Genomic DNA, 19,591 nt, shown 5'->3' with positions numbered 1-19,591 from the left:
GCACTGGCTAGCCGACATCATTTCGAGCTGGGTTTACGAGCTGCAGGGTTTTCGCCTGCCAGTACCGTGACCTTTTATTAACCCGTTTGGTGCAGATGAGTGAAGAAGCTCATGTCAAGTGATTAACCCAGGCGCCGTGCACCTATGCTCAAGTCAGTTAGAACCGGTCGAGAAAACGCTGACCAACTGGCGGACGCGTTAGCACTGACGCTCGAAGAGATACGCGCAGTGCTCACACCGATTCTTGGACCGGTGGCAGTCACTGCACTTTACCGGCGCTGCCTGCATCTGACGCCTATCCGCCTCACTGGATAGCATGGACGCGCTGGAGCGTTACCAGCAGCACTTTTATAACTGGTATGACACCCAAACCCTCCTGCCAATGAGGCCGCAATACATCTCTACGGTTGACAGTGGCAACCTGGCGGGGCTGCTGCTGACCTTACGGGCAGGCTTGGTGCAAGTACCGGACAAACCACTTTTCGACCTTTCAGTTGTCACCGGCCTGCGTGACACGTTGAACACACTGGCTGAAGCACCAGAACTCAGCGACCCGCTCAAGCCATTGCACGCGATCTTGAAGCGGGTAACCAAATCACCCGACGCCCCTGCCTTGCTGTCCCTGCTACACGCCGCGCGAAGCATCGTTGCGGCGATACCGGCAAGAACTGAGGGTGAAATCAGCTACTGGCAGCAGGCGTTCGCGGCTCAATGTGATGACTGGATCGCGGCGCTTGATCGCTATCAACTCCCCGCCCCTCTGATCGGCCACGCGCCGCGGCGTGAAACGTTGCGGGAGCTGGCACAGCTCAACAGTGACGATTGGCCCATCGAACAGCATGTTCGTATTACTGCGGTGCGTGATGCTGCGTCTGAGTCCATCAATGTGCTGGACCGGCTGATCAAGTTGACCGGCAGCCTCGCCCAGATGAATTTTGCGTTTCTCTACGACAGCAAACGTGATCTGTTCTTCATCGGTTACAACGTTGAAGAACGGCGATTGGACGCCGGCTACTACGACCTGTTGGCTTCCGAGGTACGCCTGACCAACTTCGTTGTGATTGCTCAAGGCCAAATTCCTCAGCGGGCCTGGTTTACGCTTGGCCGACTGTTGGGGGAATATGCTGGTGTGCCGACCTTGATGTCTTGGTCAGGGTCGATGTTCGAATACCTGATGCCGATGCTGGTGATGCCTAACTATGAGGGCAGCCTGCTCGACCAGACCTGTCGGGCGGCGGTGAGCATACAAATCGAACAGGGCAAAAACCTCGGCATTCCTTGGGGAGTATCGGAGTCGGGTTACTACACCTTCGATACCCACTTCAATTACCAATATCGCGCGTTTGGCGTACAGGCACTTGGCCTCAAGCGCGGCCTGAGCGATGACGTAGTGATCGCACCTTACGCCAGTGCGCTGGCGCTGATGGTCAACGCCGACGCCGCCTGCAAAAACCTGCAACGTCTCGCTCGTCAGGGCGCCGCCGGCCGTTACGGGCTTTTTGAGGCCGTCGATTACACTGAAGCACGACTGCCGCGAGGCCAGCGGTTTGCCCTTGTAGAATCTTTCATGGCCCACCATCAAGGGATGAGCTTGCTGGCGCTGAGCAGTGTGCTACTCAATCAGCCAATGCAGCGGCGATTCGAATCAGACCTGACGTTGCAATCTGCCCTGCTGTTACTGCAAGAGCGCGTGCCCAAAGCTGCAGAGCATTACCTGCAAACCGCACAACCACCCGCCTTGGGTGATATTACCCAGAGCCAGGACACCGCATTGCGGTTGTTTGCCCATCCAGGGAGCAAGCGCCCCGCCGTTCAGTTGCTGTCAAACGGCAATTATCACGTGATGCTCAGCAGTGCAGGCGGTGGCTACAGTCGTCGAAATGACATGGCAGTGACACGTTGGCACGAGGACACGACCCAAGATAACTGGGGTACGTTCTGCTATTTGCGCGACATCGCGACCGGCGAATTCTGGTCGGCTGCGTTTCAACCCACACTGCGTCGAACAGAGAACCAAGAGGCCATTTTCAGCGATGCACGCGCAGAGTTTCGTGCGCTGGAACTGGATTACGACTCCCATATGGAAATCGTCGTTTCGCCAGAAGACAACATTGAGCTGCGTCGGCTACACATCACCAATCGCGGCGCCTCTGCCCGAAAGTTCGAGATCACCACCTACGCCGAAGTGGTGCTGGCCCCCCCCATCACAGACGCGATGCATCCCGCGTTCAGCAAGTTGTTTGTGCAGACCGAATTGCTGTTACCGCTGCAAGCTATCATTTGCAGTCGCCGCCCTCGGTCCAGCACTGAGAGCACGCCGTGGATGTGCCACTTGCTGGCAGCCCACGGGGTGGAGATCGACAGCATCTCCTATGAAACCGATCGCGCCCGCTTTATCGGTCGAGGCCTCAGCCTCAGAGCCCCTGCGGCTTTAGCGCCCGGGTGTGAGCAATTATCGGGAAGCCAAGGCGCGGTACTTGACCCAATCGTGGCGATCCGCTGCCGTGTCACTCTGCAAGCAGGCCAGCAGGCGACTATCGATCTGGTGACCGGCGTGGCCGATAACCGCGAAGGTTGTATCTCGCTGATCAATAAATACCGTGACCGGCACTTGGCTGATCGGGTTTTCGATTTGTCCTGGACCCACAGCCAAGTTCTGTTGCGCCAGCTCAATGCTTCACACGCCGACGCACGCCTGTTTGAACAAATGGCCTCTTCGCTGCTTTATGCCAACGCCGCCATGCGCCCGGACAGCGCAGTATTGATGAGCAATCGGCGTAATCAGCAAGGGCTTTGGGGGCAGTCGATTTCCGGCGACTTGCCGATCGTGCTCTTACAGGTGAAAAGTCTGGAGAACTTCGAGTTGGTCCAGAAGATGATTCAGGCCCACGCCTATTGGCGCCAAAAAGGCCTGGTCGTGGACCTGTTGATCTGGAATGAAGACCAGAGCGGTTACCGCCAGCAATTGCAGGACGCGATCATGGGGCTTGTAACCTCCGGCAGCGAAGCGACATTGATGGATCATCCCGGCGGGATTTTCGCGCGTACCGCCCAGCAGATGTCGAGTGAAGATCGTACGTTGTTTCTCTCTGTCGCATGGCTGGTGCTCAGCGAAGGGTTGGGCTCTATCGCCGAGCAAGTCAACCGCCGACGCGTGGCACCGGTGTACGCTCCATTCGTTGCAACCCGCCAGTACCTTCCCGCGCCAGCGGCAACGCGGTTACCGCCTGTCCCTCGCCCGTTGTTACTGGGCAACAACTATGGCGGCTTCACCGAGGACGGCTGCGAATATGTGATTAACGCGACGGCTACCGGGCCCACACCTGCGCCGTGGGTAAACGTCATCGCTAACGCACAGCTGGGCACCGTCGTGTCCGAGTCCGGCAGTGCCTACAGCTGGGCGGAAAATGCACATGAATACCGCCTCACACCATGGCACAACGACCCTGTCACCGACCTGAGCGGCGAAGTTATTTATGTGCGTGATGAAGAGACCGGGCATTTCTGGTCCGCCACACCCAAGCCTTGCCCCGGGACGGGTAACTACCAGACGCGCCACGGTTTTGGCTATAGCGTTTTCGAGCATGAAGGAGATGGCATCAAGACCGAGTTGTGGGTTTACGTAGCGCTGGATGCGCCGATCAAGTTCTCACGGCTGATTCTGCGCAACCTGTCCGGCCGCAGCCGAAAACTCACTGTGACGGGCTACATCGAATGGGTGTTGGGCGATTTGCGCAGCAAGTCAGCGATGCACGTCGTGACCCAATCCGACCCGGCCAGTGGTGCACTGTTTGCCCGTAATGCTCACTCAGTCGAATTCGGTGAGCGTGTGGCATTTTTCGATACCGACGGCATTGACCACACCGTCACCGGTGATCGTAGCGAGTTCATCGGCCGCAGTGGCACGCTTCAATCCCCCGCCGCTATGCAGCATGCGGGGCTGTCCGGACGCCTCGGCGGCGGCATGGACCCTTGTGCGGCGATCCAGGTAGCGGTGGCACTTGCATCAGGAGAAAGCACGGAAGTGATTCTGCGCATGGGTGCTGAAAAAACCGGTCTCACAGCCACCCAATTGGTACAAAACTACCGGGGTGCGCAGGTCGCAGCCACGCAATTGCAGAAAGTTCGAGAACACTGGCGTTCGTTGCTTTCGGTGATCCAAGTGAAAACGCCGTCAGCCGGTTTGAATGTCATGCTCAACGGCTGGTTGATGTACCAGGTCATCGCCTGCCGGTTCCTGGCCCGAAGCGGCTACTACCAATCGGGGGGCGCCATCGGGTTTCGCGATCAGCTCCAGGACAGCATGGCAATGATTCATGCCGACCCTGCAACCGTACGTGCCCATTTACTGTTGTGCGCCAACCATCAATTTCAGGAAGGCGATGTTCAGCACTGGTGGCACCCGCCGCTGAATCGCGGCGTGCGCACAGCCTGCTCAGACGATTTCCTGTGGTTGGTGGCGGCCACCAACCGCTATGTGGAAGTCACCCATGATCTGTCGGTGCTCGCAGAGCCTGCTGGCTATCTGGCGGGACGCGCACTGAACAGTGGAGAAGAGTCGTACTACGACCTGCCGGGTATCTCGGACTTGCGCGAGCCCCTTTATCAGCATTGTGTACGGGCCATCGAACACAGTCTGCGTCGGGGCGAGCATGGACTGCCGTTGATCGGCAGCGGTGACTGGAATGATGGCATGAACCGCGTCGGTTATTTGGGACAGGGAGAAAGCGTTTGGCTGGGATTTTTCTCTTGTCATGTACTCAGAGGCTTCTCCAATGTCGCGCAACAGTTCGGCGATGAAGAATTCGCGCGACGCTGTGACGAACACGTCAAGCGGCTAAGCGACAGCCTGGAAAAATCGGCGTGGGACGGAGCCTGGTACCGGCGTGCATGGTTTGACGACGGCCAGCCCCTAGGCTCATCGGTCAACGACGACTGCCGCATTGACGCCATTGCCCAGAGCTGGTCAGTCCTGTCCGGCGTTGGCTCGCTAAAACGCCAGCACTTGGCAATGCAGGCGCTTGACCGGTATCTGGTAAAACCTGAAATTCGGGCCATTCTGCTACTCGACCCGCCGTTCGACAACGGCGTACAAGACCCTGGTTACATCAAGGGCTACGTGCCAGGTGTGCGAGAGAACGGTGGGCAGTACACCCACGCCGCAGTCTGGGCAGCCATGGCGTTTGCTCAATTGGGCGATGCTGCGAAGGCCTGGGAATTGATCAACTTGATCAACCCTGCGACCCCTCTTAACAGTGCAAGGATTGACACCTATAAAGTCGAGCCCTATGTGATGGCCGCCGACGTTTATGGTCTGGCGCCCCACGCCGGGCGCGGTGGCTGGACGTGGTATACAGGCTCGGCCGGCTGGATGTATCGCCTCGGTATGGAGTCGCTGCTAGGCCTGCAGCGCAATGGCAACCGGCTCAAAATAGAGCCATTGATCCCGCAGGACTGGCCCGGTTTCACACTGACTTACCGATTCGGCCAGACCGAGTACCATTTTGAAATAACCCAAGGCACCACCCACTCCACTTCAATGACGCTTGATGGCACACCAGTTGAAGGAGATGCACTCTTGCTAATCGATGACGCTGTTGAACACCGGGTTAACGTTGAGTGTCGTCGTTTCGCGAGGGGCGCATGAGCTAGAAAATGCGAAGGCGGGCGATCACTAGATGCCCGCCACGCGGGCGAGTGCCATGGCGGGCATCAAGCAATCACGGCAATAGGGCAAAACAGTTAAGCCCCCATGCCGATAGCTCGGCGCAAGCACCAACGGGCATGTTTGTTGCGCGTCTCGCTAAGGCCGAAAGGTTAACTGCTGGGTCGGCCTGTTCACCCCGACACCGGCTTTCGCCACACCCGCTAAACCGCCGTAGCTGAACCGACCCTGGCGCGCTTCGATCTGCGTTCCAACTGGCGGAGCTTCAAGAGCCAGAGCTCGCGTCCATCGACAAACCGGCGTGATGCCTCGATCGGGCCAAACATCCCGACGGGGAACTCGACACCAACGGCATAGCGCAGATCGCGACCTATGACGAAACCTGGACGCGGGGGTTGTCGCCCGGATGCTGATGATCCTACGCACAGCTAACCTCCATCGAAAATGTTGGCCCGCTCCGTGGGCACCTCAAAAAAGCATGAGGCTCGGAGGACGTCATTTGAGGCTACTGAATTGATATCATGGTGCCCACGTCGATGTCGCTCGGAAGTGTGCACGCTTATCCGGAAGCTGCGGGCTAGCAGATGTGGTGCGGACGGTGAGTCCATCAGTCCTGACGTGGCTAATCGTCTGAAATCAGGTTTGTAAAGTTTCTGAGGGAGAAATGACCATTTTCAACTGAAACTTTACTGATTTTTTTACACTACCTGCTGGTTGTCTTCTTCGGTAGAAGCTATCGCTCAATGGTACTGCTGGTTTACTTACTCGCTTGGTCGGCTTGATAGGCTTCGTGGTGAGTACAACCGTTCTGAGCATGCATGGGCAGATGCCGACAGTAATGACAATGCCGCTTGTAAATGTCACGCACAAAAAAGCGCCACTCATTGAGTGGCGCTTTTTTCTGAATCTTGGAGCGGGAAACGAGACTCGAACTCGCGACCCCGACCTTGGCAAGGTCGTGCTCTACCAACTGAGCTATTCCCGCGTCTTGGTGATGCGCATTCTATAGAATTATCAGAACCCGTCAACCCCTTGATTCAAAAAAGTTTTATTTCTTTTCAACGGTGGTGCGCAGATGTGGCCAGGCGGCGCGCAAATACTGGAGCATGGACCACAACGTCAGGCCGGCGGCGATGAGCAGCAGGGCGTAGCCGGTAAGGACCCAGAAGGAGAAGTCCGAAGGGTTCGCCAACAAAATCACCAGCGCGAGCATTTGCGCAGCGGTTTTCCATTTGCCCATGTTGGAGACGGCAACATGCGCGCGGGCGCCAATTTCCGACATCCATTCGCGCAGGGCCGAAACGACGATCTCACGACCGATGATCACAGCGGCCGGCAGCGTCAACCACAAGTTGCCGTGTTCCTGCACCAGCAGGACCAGGGCGACGGCCACCATGAGTTTGTCGGCTACCGGGTCCAGGAACGCGCCGAACGGCGTGCTCTGCTCCAGTCGACGTGCCAGGTAGCCGTCGAGCCAGTCGGTCGCGGCGGCAAATGCAAACACCGAGCTGGAGGCGGCATAGCTCCATTCGTACGGCAAATAGAACAACAAAATGAAAATTGGAATGAGTAGGACGCGTAGAACGGTGATCAGATTAGGGATATTCATCGGCACAACTGGCTACGAGGTGAGAAGGCATTCTACTCGCTGTGCAGATTTGCATAAATCAGCTCAGCGAGCTTTTTACTGATACCGGGAGCTTTGGCTATTTCGTCAATGCTGGCACGGGATAGCTCCTGCAAGCCACCAAAATGTTTAAGCAAGTCGCGACGACGGGTCGGACCAACGCCCGCCACCCCTTCCAGCGTTGAGGTTCGCCGGGTTTTACCGCGACGGGCGCGGTGGCCGGTGATGGCAAAACGGTGAGCTTCGTCGCGGATCTGTTGAATCAGGTGCAGCGCGGGTGAGTCCCCCTTCAACGTGAACTCATGGGCGGCATCATTCAAGTACAAAGTTTCGAAACCCGCCTTGCGCGTGGCGCCCTTGGCCACCCCAAGCAGGATCAGGTCGGGCACCGCTAGCTCGTTGAGCACGTCACGGGCCATCGACAGCTGCCCCTTGCCGCCGTCCACCAGCAAGATATCCGGCAGCTTGCCCTCGCCGTCCTTCAATTTGCTGAAGCGGCGCGTCAGAGCCTGGTGCATGGCAGCATAGTCATCGCCGGCGGTGACGCCTTCGATGTTGTAGCGTCGGTAATCGGACTTGATCGGCCCCTCCGGCCCGAACACCACGCAGGAGGCCACAGTGGCCTCGCCGCTGGAGTGGCTGATGTCGTAGCACTCCAGGCGCTGTGGCGGCTCGTCCAGGTTGAGGACTTCCGCCAGGGCGTCGAAGCGTGCAGCGACGTGCTGTCGATTGGCCAGGCGCGCGCTCAGGGCCTGCTCAGCGTTGGTTACCGCCAGTTGCTGCCAGCGGGCGCGGGTGCCGCGTACGCGGTGGCTGATGTCCAATTCGCGGCCACGCAGCTCATGAATTGCCTCGATCAGTGTGGGAAAATCTTCGTGCACCACGTTGACGATCAGTTCCGAGGGCAAGTCGCGTTCTGGGCTACTAACATAGTACTGGCCAAGGAAAGCGGCCATGACTTCGGCCACTTCCTCGTCGATCCCCGTCTGCGGGAAGAAATTCTTGCTGCCCAGCACGCGCCCACCGCGCACGCTGATCAGGTGCACACAGGCGCCGCCCGGGTTGACGAAGGCGGCGATCACATCGACATCACCGGTACCGCCTTCCATGCTTTGCTGGTCCTGTACGCGACGCAGCAGCGAGATCTGGTCACGCAACTCAGCGGCTCGCTCGAAATCCAAAGTGCTGGCGGCCTGCTCCATGGCACTGGAGAGTTCATCGGTGAGTGCATTGCTGCGCCCCTCGAGAAACATCACCGAATGGCGCACATCCTCGGCGTATTCCGCCTGTTCAACCAGGCCCACACAGGGCGCCTTGCAGCGCTTGATCTGGTATTGCAGGCACGGCCGCGTGCGGTTCTTGTAGAAGCTGTCTTCGCACTGGCGCACAAAAAAGGTCTTTTGCAGCAGACTCAAACTCTCCCGGATCGCGCCGGCGCTGGGGTACGGACCGAAATACTTGCCCTTCTGCTTCTTCGCGCCACGGTGAATGCTCAGCCGTGGGAAGTTGCCGTCGGATAAAAACACGTAGGGGTAGGATTTATCGTCGCGCAGCAGGATGTTGTAGGGAGGCCGCCACTCCTTGATCAGCGTCTGCTCAAGCAGCAGCGCCTCGGTTTCATTGGCGGTGATGGTGGTTTCGACCTGGGCGATACGCGCCACCAGCGCGGCGGTTTTCGGCGCCAAGCCGGTCTTGCGAAAGTAGCTCGCCAGGCGGTTCTTCAGGTTCTTGGCTTTGCCCACGTAAAGCAGGCGCGCCTCGCTGTCGAACATGCGGTACACGCCGGGGCGGCCACTGCAGGTTGAGAGAAAGGCACTCGGATCAAACGGTGTGGTCATGTCAGGCGCTGGCGTCCACCATGCCGTGGCGCACCGCGAGCAGGGTCAATTCAACATCACTGCTGATGGCGAGCTTCTCGAAAATGCGATAGCGGTAGGTGTTGACGGTTTTGGGCGACAGGCACAGCTTGTCGGAGATCGTCTGCACCTTCTGGCAGCCAACGATCATCAAGGCGATCTGGATTTCCCGCTCCGACAGCGCGTCAAACGGCGAGTCACTGGTGGGCTGGAACGACTTGATAGCCAACTGTTGAGCAATCTGCGGGCTGATATAACGCTGGCCGGCAAACACCAGGCGAATGGCTTGCACCATCTCCGCCAGGCCCGCGCCCTTGGTCAGGTAACCGGCCGCGCCAGCCTGCAGCAGGCGAGTCGGAAAAGGGTCTTCCTCGCACACCGTGACCACCACGACTTTAATGTCCGGATGGCTGCGCAACAATTTAGTAGTGGCGCCAAGACCGCCGATCCCAGGCATCTTGACGTCCATCAAAACCACATCGGGTTTCAACTCCCGGGCCTTGATCAGGGATTCCTCCCCCGACTCGGCCTGACCGACTACTTGCAGGCCATCGATGTCAGCCAGCATTCGTGTAATGCCTGTACGAACGAGATCATGGTCATCGACTACTAGCACCCTAATCAAGCAGACACCTCGCGATATGGTCTTATAGGTTGCTGAACACCTTAGCAAAAAACCAATGCGCAGACCTAGCTGCAAGTGTCATATATATAGAGTTTGCTCAGGATATAGGCCTACGCAGAGGGCCAGCCTGCGGATTATGCTGAGCAAAAGGTCAGGTTTGCGGAAACGCCGGCTTGGATTTCCCGTTCTGCGTCGCTGAATATTCCGCCAAGGTGGTGGTCAATCTGCGGATAGCGTCCTGGTCTTCCTTGAACATGGCGCGATAATTTTCGAGGATCTTTTCTTCAAGCTGACTCAGGTTTTCCAATTGAATCGGCGTCGGGCTCCCCGTGAGCACATATAGAAGGTCTACACCACGCTCAGCTACGCGTGACAGATAGTCCGCCTTGGGCGCGCGCCCCCCGTTCTCGTACTTGCCTTGGGCGTTTGCTTCAACGCCGCCGATTTCACCAAATATTTTCTGCGACAGGCCAAGACGTTCTCTTTCCTGTCTTAAGCGCGAACCGATTCCACTCATTTGGATGTATGATCCTGTCTGGCACACCCCAAGAGGTGACATACTCATCTCGTCTTTATACAAACTTGAACGGTTTTGAACTATGCCCGGTATTCGCACTGCTGCACAAGCCAAGGCTTGGTTGGAACATCAAGGAAAGTCAGTTCAAGCGTTCGCTCGTGAGCACGGCGTCGATCCGGCCACGACGTATCAAGTGCTCGCTGGGCGTAAAAAAGGACGGCGTGGGGAAGCCCATAAGGTGGCTGTCCTGCTGGGCATGAAAGAAGGGATAATCGTGGATGAGCCCGTTGCTCAACACCGCGATACGCAAGCGCTTTCCTGACAGTAGTATGCGCTTGTTCGTACAGCGCTCCTGTTTTAGTCCGATGGTGTTTCGTGACACTCACGCTCCATGCACCAGAAGCACCCCTCCTCCCCAGCGATGCTCAAACCCTGGCGCTGATAAAGCCTTCTAGCCGGATTAGTCTTGAACACGGTCAAGCGTAAAAGCCCCAACCCCTGTGCGCGCGCCTTGATTACCATTTGCTCCAGCACCCAACCGCCTGCGCCTTGCTTACGGCAGCTTTCCAGCAAGTGCAACTCGCGAATATAGAGCGACTCGCTGTCGCGATTCACGCTGACAAACCCCATCACGCTCTCATCCTTACAGATCAGCCAATTTTCCCGTCCCGCCCAGGCGGCGTCAAAGCACCGGTCAGACCACAATAAATCGTATTGCTGGTAGTAACCGCCCATGGCCTCAAGGGTCAGCGCTCGCGCAAATGGCAGATCCTCGCTTGTCGCTGCGCGCAGGTGAAATGTCATTTACAGCACCACCACGTGGCCAGCCCAATGCCCGTCAACGCGGCGGGCAATGACCAACATGTCGCCGATACCCGGCGCAGCGGCAAGTAAACCGCCATCCGCGGCCCAGATGGCACTGCGCCCCGCACAGGCCCAGCCACCCGAGGGGCCGCCATGATTGGCCATCAGCACCAGCAAGCGGTGCTCGGCGGCATAGCCTTGTAGCAACGCACTGTCGGTGGCGTAACCGCCCTCGCTAATCAGCACACCGGCCGCGTACACATTGGCGCCCGCTTGAGCCGCCTGACGCGGATGGCTGGCGTGGGAAAAGTCGGCGCAGACGGCCAGCGCAATGCGATCATCCCCATACTCGAGGGCTGCGCCGCCCTGCCCCGCGATAAACGCCGCATCTTCGCCCGGGTGCAAATGCTGCTTGGTATAGACCGCCAGCGAACCGTCCGCGCCCAACACCAGTGCGCCGATCAACACGCCCGCCTGCGGCGCCAAACGAATCGGCATGCCCACCACTGCCGTCAGCCGCAGCTCCCGCGCCATATCGCGCAGGGGTGCGAGCAGTGCATCCTCGGGGGCAATCGCCAACCCGGCTGCCAGCGTCGGCTCATACCCAGTCAATGACAGCTCTGGAAACACCAGCAACTGCACGCCGTGTTCCGCTGCTGCCTGCATAAATGCCAGGTGTCGCTGGATGTTGGCTGGCACATCACCTGCAATGGCGATGGTTTGAGCAGCAGCAAGGGTCAAAGCCGTCATGGTCGCGTCCCAGCAATCAATATAGAAGTATTACCAGCATATCGGCACTCACCCCATAGCCGTAAGTACCTCCCTCGATAGAAATTACTGATTGAATCCACCCCTGCCCCTCTAGTAAGCTCCTTGCATCATTTGGAGACATACCATGTTGCCACTCACCCACACTCAGGTTTGCCCTACTGCCAGCGCCTCGCGTTTGGTTTCGGCTACCCGCGTGAACGGTTTGAGCGCACTGGTCAGCTTTTATTTTGGGTATTGGTTTAGCCACTGGCGCGCCTGATACCTGAAATCGGCGCCCACTACTCAAGGGGTCGCCTGCCAGAGAAATCTAACCCCCGGTCGGCTCCCCGACCGGGGGTTTTGTTTTTCCGCCCCCTACATTTTGAAGAATACTGAGAGGAATAAAGACATGAACTACGCCACCTATTACCGCTACGACACGTGCACTGCATGGCGATTTAGCAAGCTCCGTTCGGGACAGCCTGCCGCCTCCGATCGGTCACCTATCGGTGGCATGCCAACACACGTAGCCAATACGGCCAATTGTCGAACACCCCAGTAGGGCAGAGCGTGCGGGAATCGCCCGCCGCTTGCCCAGGAAGCCTTGAATATGAACTCCTCCGTCGTCGCCTTGCCTGTGTCCAACCTGTCCAGCGCCAATGAAGCCCTGACCCAGCGCCTGCCCAGCTCCCTTGATTTGAAACACCAACTGCCGCTTAGCCCGTTCCTCAACGAACAGATCCACGCCCATCGCCAAGCCGTGCGCGCCATTCTTAATGGCGAAGACTCACGTTTGCTGGTGATTGTCGGCCCGTGCTCGATCCACGACCCGGAATCGGCCATGGAATACGCACGCAACCTGAAGAAACTGGCGCTTGAAGTCAGCGACCAGATGTTGCTGGTGATCCGCGCCTACGTTGAAAAACCACGCACCACCATCGGTTGGAAAGGCCTGGCCTACGACCCGCACCTGGATGGCAGCGATGACATGGCCGCAGGCCTCACGCTGTCCCGTGAACTGATGCGCGAAATGCTGCGCCTGGGTCTACCGGTGGCCACCGAGCTGCTGCAACCCATGGCCGCTGGCTACTTCGACGACTTGCTCAGTTGGGTCGCCATCGGCGCACGCACCACCGAATCGCAAATCCACCGCGAAATGGCCAGCGGCCTGGGCATGCCCGTCGGCTTCAAGAACGGCACCGACGGCGGCGTCGCGATTGCCTGTGACGCGATGCGCTCGGCCTCTCACCCGCATCGTCACTTCGGCGTCGACAGCCAGGGCCACCCGGCGATCATCCAGACCCCAGGCAACCCCGACACGCACTTGGTGCTGCGCGGCGGTCACCGTGGGCCTAACTACGATGCGCAAAGCGTGGCGCAGGTCAAGCACGACTTGGCCAAGTCCAAGGTGGCGGCGCGGATCATGATCGATTGCAGCCACGCCAACAGTGGCAAGGACCCGCTGCGTCAACCAGCAGTGTTCAACGACGTGCTGGAACAACGCCTGCGAGGCGACACCTCGCTGATCGGCATGATGCTTGAGAGTCATCTGTTCGAAGGTTGCCAGCCGTTGAGCGCGTCGATGAAATACGGCGTGTCGGTGACCGATGGCTGCCTGGGTTGGAAAGGGACTGAGCAACTGTTGCGCAGTGCGGCCGAACGTTTGCGCCAGCAACACTGAAGAAACTGTTCCATGCAGATCAACCATGTGAGAGGGGGCTTGCTCCCGATAGCAGCGTGTCAGTCACTGAATAGAATGACTGATCCATCGCTATCGAGAGCCCCTTCCCACATTTGAACAGTGCTCAGTTCAGGACAGTGGATACAGCGCCTCATCAAACTGCTCAAGCTTGGGAAACACCAAGGGCAGCTCATCCGCCAGCCCTTGCAGCCGCAGCTCGTATTCCAACAAAAATGCCTGGCGCGCCTCTGCGCTGATGTACGGCACATGCCACGCCACAAACGGCGCCAGCACGTCATAACCCACATATGCCAACGTACCGCGCAGAATCGGTCGCAGCATATCCTCCAGCGGCCCGTGAATTGCGCCCTCGCCGAACATGTGCTCACGCCCGCCCAAGGTCACCGTGACCAGCGCTCGCTTGCCGGCCAGGCCGCCCTGATCGTAAAAACGCTTGCCGCCGTAACACACCCCCGACACCAACACCCGGTCGATCCAGCCCTTGAGCATGGCCGGTGCCGAGAACCAGAAAACCGGGAAATTGAGGATCAGCAAGTCGGCCCACAACAGCTTGTCCAACTCGCCTTGGATATCCGCCGCGATTGACTGTGTCTTCACCCCCAGGCGTTGCTCCACGGCATACACCAGATACTCGGGATTCTCCCGCGTTGAAAAATCCGCAGCCGAGGCCACCGGGTTCCACTGCATGGCGTACAAGTCACTCACCTGTACCTCGTGCCCTTGGGCTTGCAGCGCGACGACAGCCTGGTTGCGCAAGGCGGCGGTAAAAGACTGCGGCTCAGGATGAGCGTGAACAATCAAAACGTTCATGTGAATTCCTCAAACGGTGTGCGCCGCCCGTTGGGCGAGTAAATGATCGAGCCAGTCCGGGTCCATTTCCGGCTCCGATGAAAACAGCAGGCCGGTGCAGTCCTGCTACGGCGGGGTAAAAATCGCGCCGCGGCTGCCCGGCTCGACCACCCCGCTCGGCTGCATCACCACCACTTGATCGGCCATCGCGCGCAGGGTGGCGACGTTGCGCATGCTGCCACCGGCCAGGCCCAGCACCCGGCTTGGGCGCTGTGCTTGAGGAAGGCTCGTCGGTGCATTGTTGGAGTCATCTTGTTGTTGTTTTCGCTCATGGCCTTGCTCCACTAAGGGTCAACAGGCATAGGCATGCTTCAGCTCGATCAAGGTCACGCCATTACGTTTGAAGCCGTTGCGCAAGTCCGTCTGCAATTCATCCAGGCTCTTTGGCTGGTTCACGGTGCACCCGAACGCCTGAGCCAACAACGCGAAGTCCGGGTTGCGCGGCAGCACGCCGATAGGCTCGATGTCCAGGCTGAGCATGTCGTCGCGGATCTGGCCGAGGGCGTCGTTGTTCCACAGCAGCACCACCAACGGGCTGTGCAACTCCTCTACGGCGGTAGCCAGCTCCTGGGCGGTGTAGAGAAACCCGCCGTCGCCCACCAGCACCAGCCCCGGCCGCTGCGGTGCGCCGAACTTGGCGCCGATGCCCGCTGGCAGGCCGTAACCCAAGGTGCCGTAGCCGGTGGGGTGCAGCCAACTGCGCGGGGCCCGGCTTCGGTAGGCATAGTTGCCGGTGTAGGCCAGTTGGGTCATGTCACTGCTGATAAAGGCGTTGGCGGGCAGTTCAGCCTCGATACGGTCGAGAATCGCTTGATGGATCGACTGCAATGGGCCGTGCCCCAGCTCAACGGCCTGGAGCAATGTGGCGACCGCTTTGATCGCCGTTTCAGGGTTACGCGGCACTGTCGGCAAGCGCTCCAGCAACGCCAAAACCGTTTGATTGGCATCGCCTTGCAACGCCACCGCGCACGGGTAAAAATCATTGAATTTTCGCGGGTCGATATCCACCCGCAGCAGCGGCGCGTTGATGGGCAAGCGCTCGCACCAATAATCAGTGTCGGCCATTTCCGTGCCGACCGCGAGCACCACATCCGCCTCGCTGATCAGTTGCCAACCAGGCTCGACGCAGAGGGTTGAACCGGCGTTCAGCGGGTCATCCATCGGCAACAACCCCTTGCCCGCGACACTGGTGAAAAACGGTGCCGCCAGTTGCGTACTCAACCGCTGCAAGGCCTCCCCCGCCGCCACCGCACCACCGCCGGCAATGATCATCGGGCGCTTGGCCGAGGCGAGCTGGGTGGCTGCCTGATCCAGTACCTCAGCCGCTGGCAAGCCACGCCCGGGTGCGCGCACCACGTCATTGCTCCAGTCGCTTTCAATCGGTGCTGCCAGCACATCCAACGGCACCGAAATATGCACCGGCCGTGGCCGCTCGCTGTCGAACACCGCATAGGCACGGGCGACCAGCTCGGGCAAATCCTCGGTACTCAAGGCCACGGCCGAAAACGCGGTGATGGGTGCAGTAATCGAGCGCTGATCCTGAGTCTCATGCAGGCTGCCCCAGCCCATTCCGAGGCTGGCCAGGTGATTGACGCTGGAGATCACCAGCATCGGGATCGAGTCGGCATACGCCTGGCCGATGGCGGTGGCGGCGTTGGTCACACCGGGGCCGGTGATCACAAAGCACACGCCCGGTTTGCCGCTGACCCGCGCATAGCCGTCGGCCATAAACCCGGCGCCCTGTTCGTGGCGCGTGAGCACATGGCGAATGCCGCTGGCCGGCAAGCCGCGATACAGCTCCAGGGTGTGCACGCCGGGAATGCCGAACACTGTGTCGACGCCATAATTGGCGAGCAACCGCACCAGGGCCTGGCCGCCCGTCATTGTTTTATCCTGCATAGCCATCTCCTAGACGAATCAATGCATCGACCGCCGTGGCGCCCCGGGCATTAACCAATAATGGGTTCACATCCAATTCCAGCAACTGCTCGGCATGGGCACAGGCGTAGTCCGCCACGGCGCGGATCGCCGCGACCAACGCGTCCATATCCGCCACTTCACGCCCGCGAAAGCCTTGCAGTAAGGCGACGCTGCGCAGGCTGAGCACGGCGTTGCGAATCGCAGCGTCGGTGGTCGGCAGCAACAGGCTGCGGCTGTCCTTGAGCAATTCCACGAGGATGCCGCCAGCGCCAATCACCAAGGCCAGGCCGAAGTCGTTTTCACGCTTGATGCCCACGATCAACTCGGCCAAGGGCGGTGCGGCCATGGACTCCAACAGCAATTGATCAAAGGCAACACCCGGGGCATGCTCCGCGATTTTGCGGCGCATATGCTCAAGCGCGGCCGTCAGGGCGAAGTCATCTTGCAGGTTCAATACCACTGCACCGGCTTCAGTTTTATGCGGCAAGTCAGCGCTGACGGCCTTGAGCACCAACGGGTAACCCAGCCGCTTGGCGTCCGCAACCGCCCGCCCCGGCGTACTCAAGACGCCCGCAGGCGTGCTCAGGCCAAAGGCACGCAAGGCTTGTTTGGATGCCCACTCATCCAGGGCCAGGACTTGATCCCCAAGGATCTTGGGGCAGAATGGTTCAAGCACCGACTCGCCCCGCTCAAGCAACACGCGACGATTGTTTTGGTAATCGGCAATCCGCCCCCATGCCGCCAGCGCATCTTCCACGCCTTGCAATGCGGCAATACCTTGGGCGTGCAGATACTCGCGGGCATGGCGCGGCAGTAATTCGGGAAAGGCGCAGGTGACAAAACCGGTCTTGCCGTGGCGGCTGAGCGCGCCGCAGAACAGCTCCAACAACAAGTCGCACTCTTTGCGCTCGCCGGTAAATTCAGCCGGGTAATCAAGCACCAGCATGGCCGCATTCGCGTCGGTGCGCAGGGCCGTGTCGAGCATGCGGTTGAGCGCGTCGCGGTCGCCCCAGATGGCGGTGGTGAAGTCCAGCGGGTTGACCAGGTTGGCGTAGCTGGGCAGAACCTGTGCCAGTTCACCACGCCGGTCGTTATCCAGTTTCGGCAGGGCCAGATGGTTGCGTTCGGCGTAGTCGGCAATCAACCCTGCATCACCACCCGAGCAGGCCAAGGCGATAAGGCTGTTGCCGGCTGGGAGATTGCCGCAGGCAGCGGCTTTCAGGGTTTCGACAAAACTCACTGGACCGCTGACCCGGATCACACCCAAGCGTGCAAACAGGCTGTCGTAGAGCGCATCGGAGCCCGAGAGCGAACTGGTGTGACTCAACGCCAGCTCGGCACCGATCTGCGACACACCGGTTTTCAACGCGATAATCGGGATGCCTTTTTCCAGGGCTTTGTGCGCTGCGCGGGCGAACCCCGGCACATTCTTCAAGCCTTCCAAGTGCAGGCCGATGGCGGTGACACGCGGCTCATCGAGCAACACGTCCATCAATTCGGCAACGCCCAGTTGCGCCTGGTTGCCGACCGATGCCATGTAGGCCACCGCAAGCGAGCGGTCGCTCATCGACAAGTTGTAGGCGAAATTGCCGCTCTGGGTCAGTACTGCAACGCCCTTATCCACCGTTTTACCGCCATGGGCCACCGGCCACAGGGCCGAGCTGTGCAGGTAATCGAGCAGGCCGTAGCAGTTAGGGCCGAGCAAGGCCATATCGCCTGCGGCGTTCAGCAACTGCTGTTGCAAGGCGGCACCAGTGGCACCGGTTTCGGCAAACCCCGAGGCGTAGCAAATCGCGCCGCCGGTGCCGATGGCGGCGAGTTCCGCCACGCAGGTCAGCGTCAGTTCACGGTGGATGGCGATAAACACCGCATCCGGGCCACACGGTAAATCGGCGATGCGGCGCACACACGGGATGCCGTCGAGGCTGTCGTGCTGCGGGTTGATTAACCACATCTGCCCTTCAAAGCCGCCGTCTGCGCAGCGCTTGAGCGCGCGCGCCATGCTGCGCCCGCCGACGAAGGCCAGGTGCCGGGGCGCCAGCAGGCGCTTGAGGTTGTCGCGAATTGCCTGAGACATAAGCGTTCTCCGCGCCGATCAGCGCAACAGCGGCCGCAACAGTTCGCGGGCGATGATATGGCGCTGGATTTCTGAGGTGCCTTCCCAGATGCGTTCGATCCGCGCGTTGCGCCAGATGCGCTCCACCGGCCCCTCGTCCATCAAGCCCATACCGCCAAATATCTGCACGGCTTCATCAGCAACTTTGCCCAGGGTTTCACTGGCAAACAGCTTGGCCATGCCGGCCTCGCCGTCGGTCATGCTGCCTTGGTCCATCTTCCAGGCGGTGTGCAAGGTCAGCAGCTCAGCGGCGCGAATCTGCGTGGCCATGTCCGCGAGTTTGAAACTCACGCCTTGGTAGGTGCCGATGGGCTGGCCGAACTGCTTGCGGTCCGCCGCCCATTGCAGCGACACATCCAGCGCGCGCTGGGCCTGGCCGACGCAGTTGGCGGCGACCATCACACGCCCGGCAGTCAGCCAGGCATTGGCAACATCCCAACCTTTACCGACTTCGCCAAGCACCTTGGACGCGGGCACGCGACAGTCGTCAAAGAACATTTCATAAGTGTGATAACCACGGTTGCTCACGCACTTGGGGCCACGGCGGATGGTCAGGCCCGGCGTGCCGCGATCGACCAGGAACGAGGTCACGGCATTGCGCTGGCGGCCGTTGTGTTCGTAGGTGTCGGTCACCGCAAACACGATGGCGAAATCGGCGTGGCCGGCATGGCTGATGAAATGCTTGCTGCCGTTGATCACAAAGTCATCGCCGTTGCGCATCGCGCGGGTCTTGATCGCATTCGCGTCAGAACCGGCGCCCGGTTCGGTCAGGGCGAAGCAGTCAATTTTCTTCCCCTGAACGCACGGCAACAGGTAGTCATCAATCTGCGCGCCGGTGCAGGCCATGAGGATCTTGGACGGGCGTGCGACGAACACATGCAGCGCCCACGAAACCTTGGACAGCTCGCGTTCGATCAGTGCCTGGGACAGGTAATCCAGGCCGCCACCGCCCACCTCTTCGGGCATGTTGAAGGCATAAAACCCCGCAGCGATAGCCTTGTCACGAATCTGCGCGGCAAGCTCGGGCGAGACCTCATCGACACGGTCCACCGCCGCTTCATGGGGCAGTAATTGCTTGGCGACAAAACTGCGTACCGCGTCCACCAGCATGTCTTGCTCTTGGCTGAGTTGGAAATTCATGGCGCTACCTGCTCGGGGGT

The 19,591-nt window shown here is 59.5% G+C and carries 12 protein-coding genes, 1 tRNA gene and 2 pseudogenes; 3 read left to right on the top strand and 12 right to left on the bottom strand.

The genetic code is table 11. From position 1 onward, the window contains the following. Positions 1–292: 292 nt before the first annotated feature. Positions 293–5,647: pseudogene (locus FW764_RS24010) on the top strand (GH36-type glycosyl hydrolase domain-containing protein); the annotation flags it as partial. 927 nt (positions 5,648–6,574) lie between these two features. On the opposite strand, the gene FW764_RS24005 reads toward FW764_RS24010, so the two are convergent. From FW764_RS24005 to FW764_RS23985, 5 genes are all read right to left on the bottom strand, one after another. Then, a tRNA-Gly gene (locus tag FW764_RS24005) sits at positions 6,575–6,650 on the bottom strand. A 63-nt stretch (positions 6,651–6,713) separates the two neighbouring features. Next, complete coding sequence (gene pgsA / locus FW764_RS24000; protein ID WP_446436047.1) at positions 6,714–7,274, bottom strand: CDP-diacylglycerol--glycerol-3-phosphate 3-phosphatidyltransferase; 561 nt, start codon at positions 7,272–7,274, stop codon at positions 6,714–6,716. Positions 7,275–7,306: 32 nt separating this feature from the next. Continuing rightward, on the bottom strand, positions 7,307–9,130 hold the full coding sequence (uvrC, locus tag FW764_RS23995) for an excinuclease ABC subunit UvrC (RefSeq protein WP_083359127.1): 1,824 nt from the start codon (positions 9,128–9,130) through the stop codon (positions 7,307–7,309). A 1-nt stretch (position 9,131) separates the two neighbouring features. After that, complete coding sequence (gene gacA / locus FW764_RS23990) at positions 9,132–9,773, bottom strand: response regulator transcription factor GacA (RefSeq protein WP_003190387.1); 642 nt, start codon at positions 9,771–9,773, stop codon at positions 9,132–9,134. Between the two features lie 151 nt (positions 9,774–9,924). Continuing rightward, the gene (locus FW764_RS23985; protein WP_446436046.1) at positions 9,925–10,290 is read right to left on the bottom strand and encodes a helix-turn-helix domain-containing protein; all 366 of its coding nucleotides are present in this window, start codon (positions 10,288–10,290) and stop codon (positions 9,925–9,927) included. Between the two features lie 82 nt (positions 10,291–10,372). Here FW764_RS23985 and FW764_RS23980 point away from each other — a divergent pair, with 82 nt between their 5' ends. Further along, the gene (locus FW764_RS23980) at positions 10,373–10,612 is read left to right on the top strand and encodes a DNA-binding protein (RefSeq protein WP_446436045.1); all 240 of its coding nucleotides are present in this window, start codon (positions 10,373–10,375) and stop codon (positions 10,610–10,612) included. A 35-nt stretch (positions 10,613–10,647) separates the two neighbouring features. Here FW764_RS23980 and FW764_RS23975 read toward each other — a convergent pair whose 3' ends face one another. Both FW764_RS23975 and FW764_RS23970 read right to left on the bottom strand, forming a co-directional pair. Continuing rightward, complete coding sequence (locus FW764_RS23975) at positions 10,648–11,094, bottom strand: GNAT family N-acetyltransferase (RefSeq protein WP_446436044.1); 447 nt, start codon at positions 11,092–11,094, stop codon at positions 10,648–10,650. Then, the gene (locus FW764_RS23970; RefSeq protein ID WP_446436043.1) at positions 11,095–11,844 is read right to left on the bottom strand and encodes a carbon-nitrogen hydrolase family protein; all 750 of its coding nucleotides are present in this window, start codon (positions 11,842–11,844) and stop codon (positions 11,095–11,097) included. Between the two features lie 610 nt (positions 11,845–12,454). On the opposite strand from FW764_RS23970, the gene FW764_RS23965 reads away from it, so the two are divergent. After that, positions 12,455–13,525: a 3-deoxy-7-phosphoheptulonate synthase gene (locus FW764_RS23965; protein WP_446436042.1), complete on the top strand. Its 1,071-nt coding sequence runs from the start codon at positions 12,455–12,457 to the stop codon at positions 13,523–13,525. Positions 13,526–13,654: 129 nt separating this feature from the next. On the opposite strand, the gene FW764_RS23960 is transcribed toward FW764_RS23965, so the two are convergent. The 5 genes and pseudogenes from FW764_RS23960 to FW764_RS23940 all read right to left on the bottom strand — a co-directional run bounded on the left by FW764_RS23960 (position 13,655) and on the right by FW764_RS23940 (position 19,571). Continuing rightward, positions 13,655–14,356 carry an NAD(P)H-dependent oxidoreductase gene (locus FW764_RS23960; protein WP_446436041.1) on the bottom strand — a complete coding sequence of 234 codons (702 nt, stop codon included), beginning with the start codon at positions 14,354–14,356 and terminating at the stop codon, positions 13,655–13,657. 9 nt (positions 14,357–14,365) lie between these two features. Beyond that, a pseudogene (locus tag FW764_RS23955) lies at positions 14,366–14,563 on the bottom strand (ABC transporter); the annotation flags it as partial. 123 nt (positions 14,564–14,686) lie between these two features. After that, positions 14,687–16,294 (bottom strand): 5-guanidino-2-oxopentanoate decarboxylase, encoded by a 1,608-nt coding sequence (locus FW764_RS23950; RefSeq protein WP_446436040.1) that lies wholly within the window; start codon positions 16,292–16,294, stop codon positions 14,687–14,689. Then, a complete protein-coding gene (locus tag FW764_RS23945) occupies positions 16,284–18,392 on the bottom strand; it encodes an acetate--CoA ligase family protein (protein ID WP_446436039.1) in 2,109 nt (702 codons plus the stop codon). Before FW764_RS23945 ends, FW764_RS23950 begins: the two co-directional genes overlap by 11 nt. Positions 18,393–18,410: 18 nt before the next feature. Beyond that, positions 18,411–19,571, bottom strand: coding sequence for an acyl-CoA dehydrogenase family protein (locus FW764_RS23940; RefSeq protein WP_446436038.1), 1,161 nt, complete (start codon positions 19,569–19,571; stop codon positions 18,411–18,413). Positions 19,572–19,591 lie beyond the last annotated feature (20 nt).

The sequence above is a fragment of the Pseudomonas sp. 1152_12 genome, from assembly GCF_052850675.1.
Note: the sequence above shows the minus strand (reverse complement) of the source record. Positions and strands in the feature narration are given on the sequence as shown.

Coding starts and splice junctions, on each gene's coding strand:
- FW764_RS23980 (WP_446436045.1), top strand. CDS start 10,373: ATGCCCGGTATTCGCACTGCTGCACAAGCCAAGGCTTGGTTGGAACAT.
- uvrC (WP_083359127.1), bottom strand. CDS start 9,130: ATGACCACACCGTTTGATCCGAGTGCCTTTCTCTCAACCTGCAGTGGC.
- FW764_RS23965 (WP_446436042.1), top strand. CDS start 12,455: ATGAACTCCTCCGTCGTCGCCTTGCCTGTGTCCAACCTGTCCAGCGCC.
- FW764_RS23975 (WP_446436044.1), bottom strand. CDS start 11,094: ATGACATTTCACCTGCGCGCAGCGACAAGCGAGGATCTGCCATTTGCG.
- FW764_RS23960 (WP_446436041.1), bottom strand. CDS start 14,356: ATGAACGTTTTGATTGTTCACGCTCATCCTGAGCCGCAGTCTTTTACC.
- FW764_RS23985 (WP_446436046.1), bottom strand. CDS start 10,290: ATGAGTGGAATCGGTTCGCGCTTAAGACAGGAAAGAGAACGTCTTGGC.
- FW764_RS23970 (WP_446436043.1), bottom strand. CDS start 11,844: ATGACGGCTTTGACCCTTGCTGCTGCTCAAACCATCGCCATTGCAGGT.
- pgsA (WP_446436047.1), bottom strand. CDS start 7,274: ATGAATATCCCTAATCTGATCACCGTTCTACGCGTCCTACTCATTCCA.
- FW764_RS23940 (WP_446436038.1), bottom strand. CDS start 19,571: ATGAATTTCCAACTCAGCCAAGAGCAAGACATGCTGGTGGACGCGGTA.
- FW764_RS23945 (WP_446436039.1), bottom strand. CDS start 18,392: ATGTCTCAGGCAATTCGCGACAACCTCAAGCGCCTGCTGGCGCCCCGG.
- FW764_RS23950 (WP_446436040.1), bottom strand. CDS start 16,294: ATGCAGGATAAAACAATGACGGGCGGCCAGGCCCTGGTGCGGTTGCTC.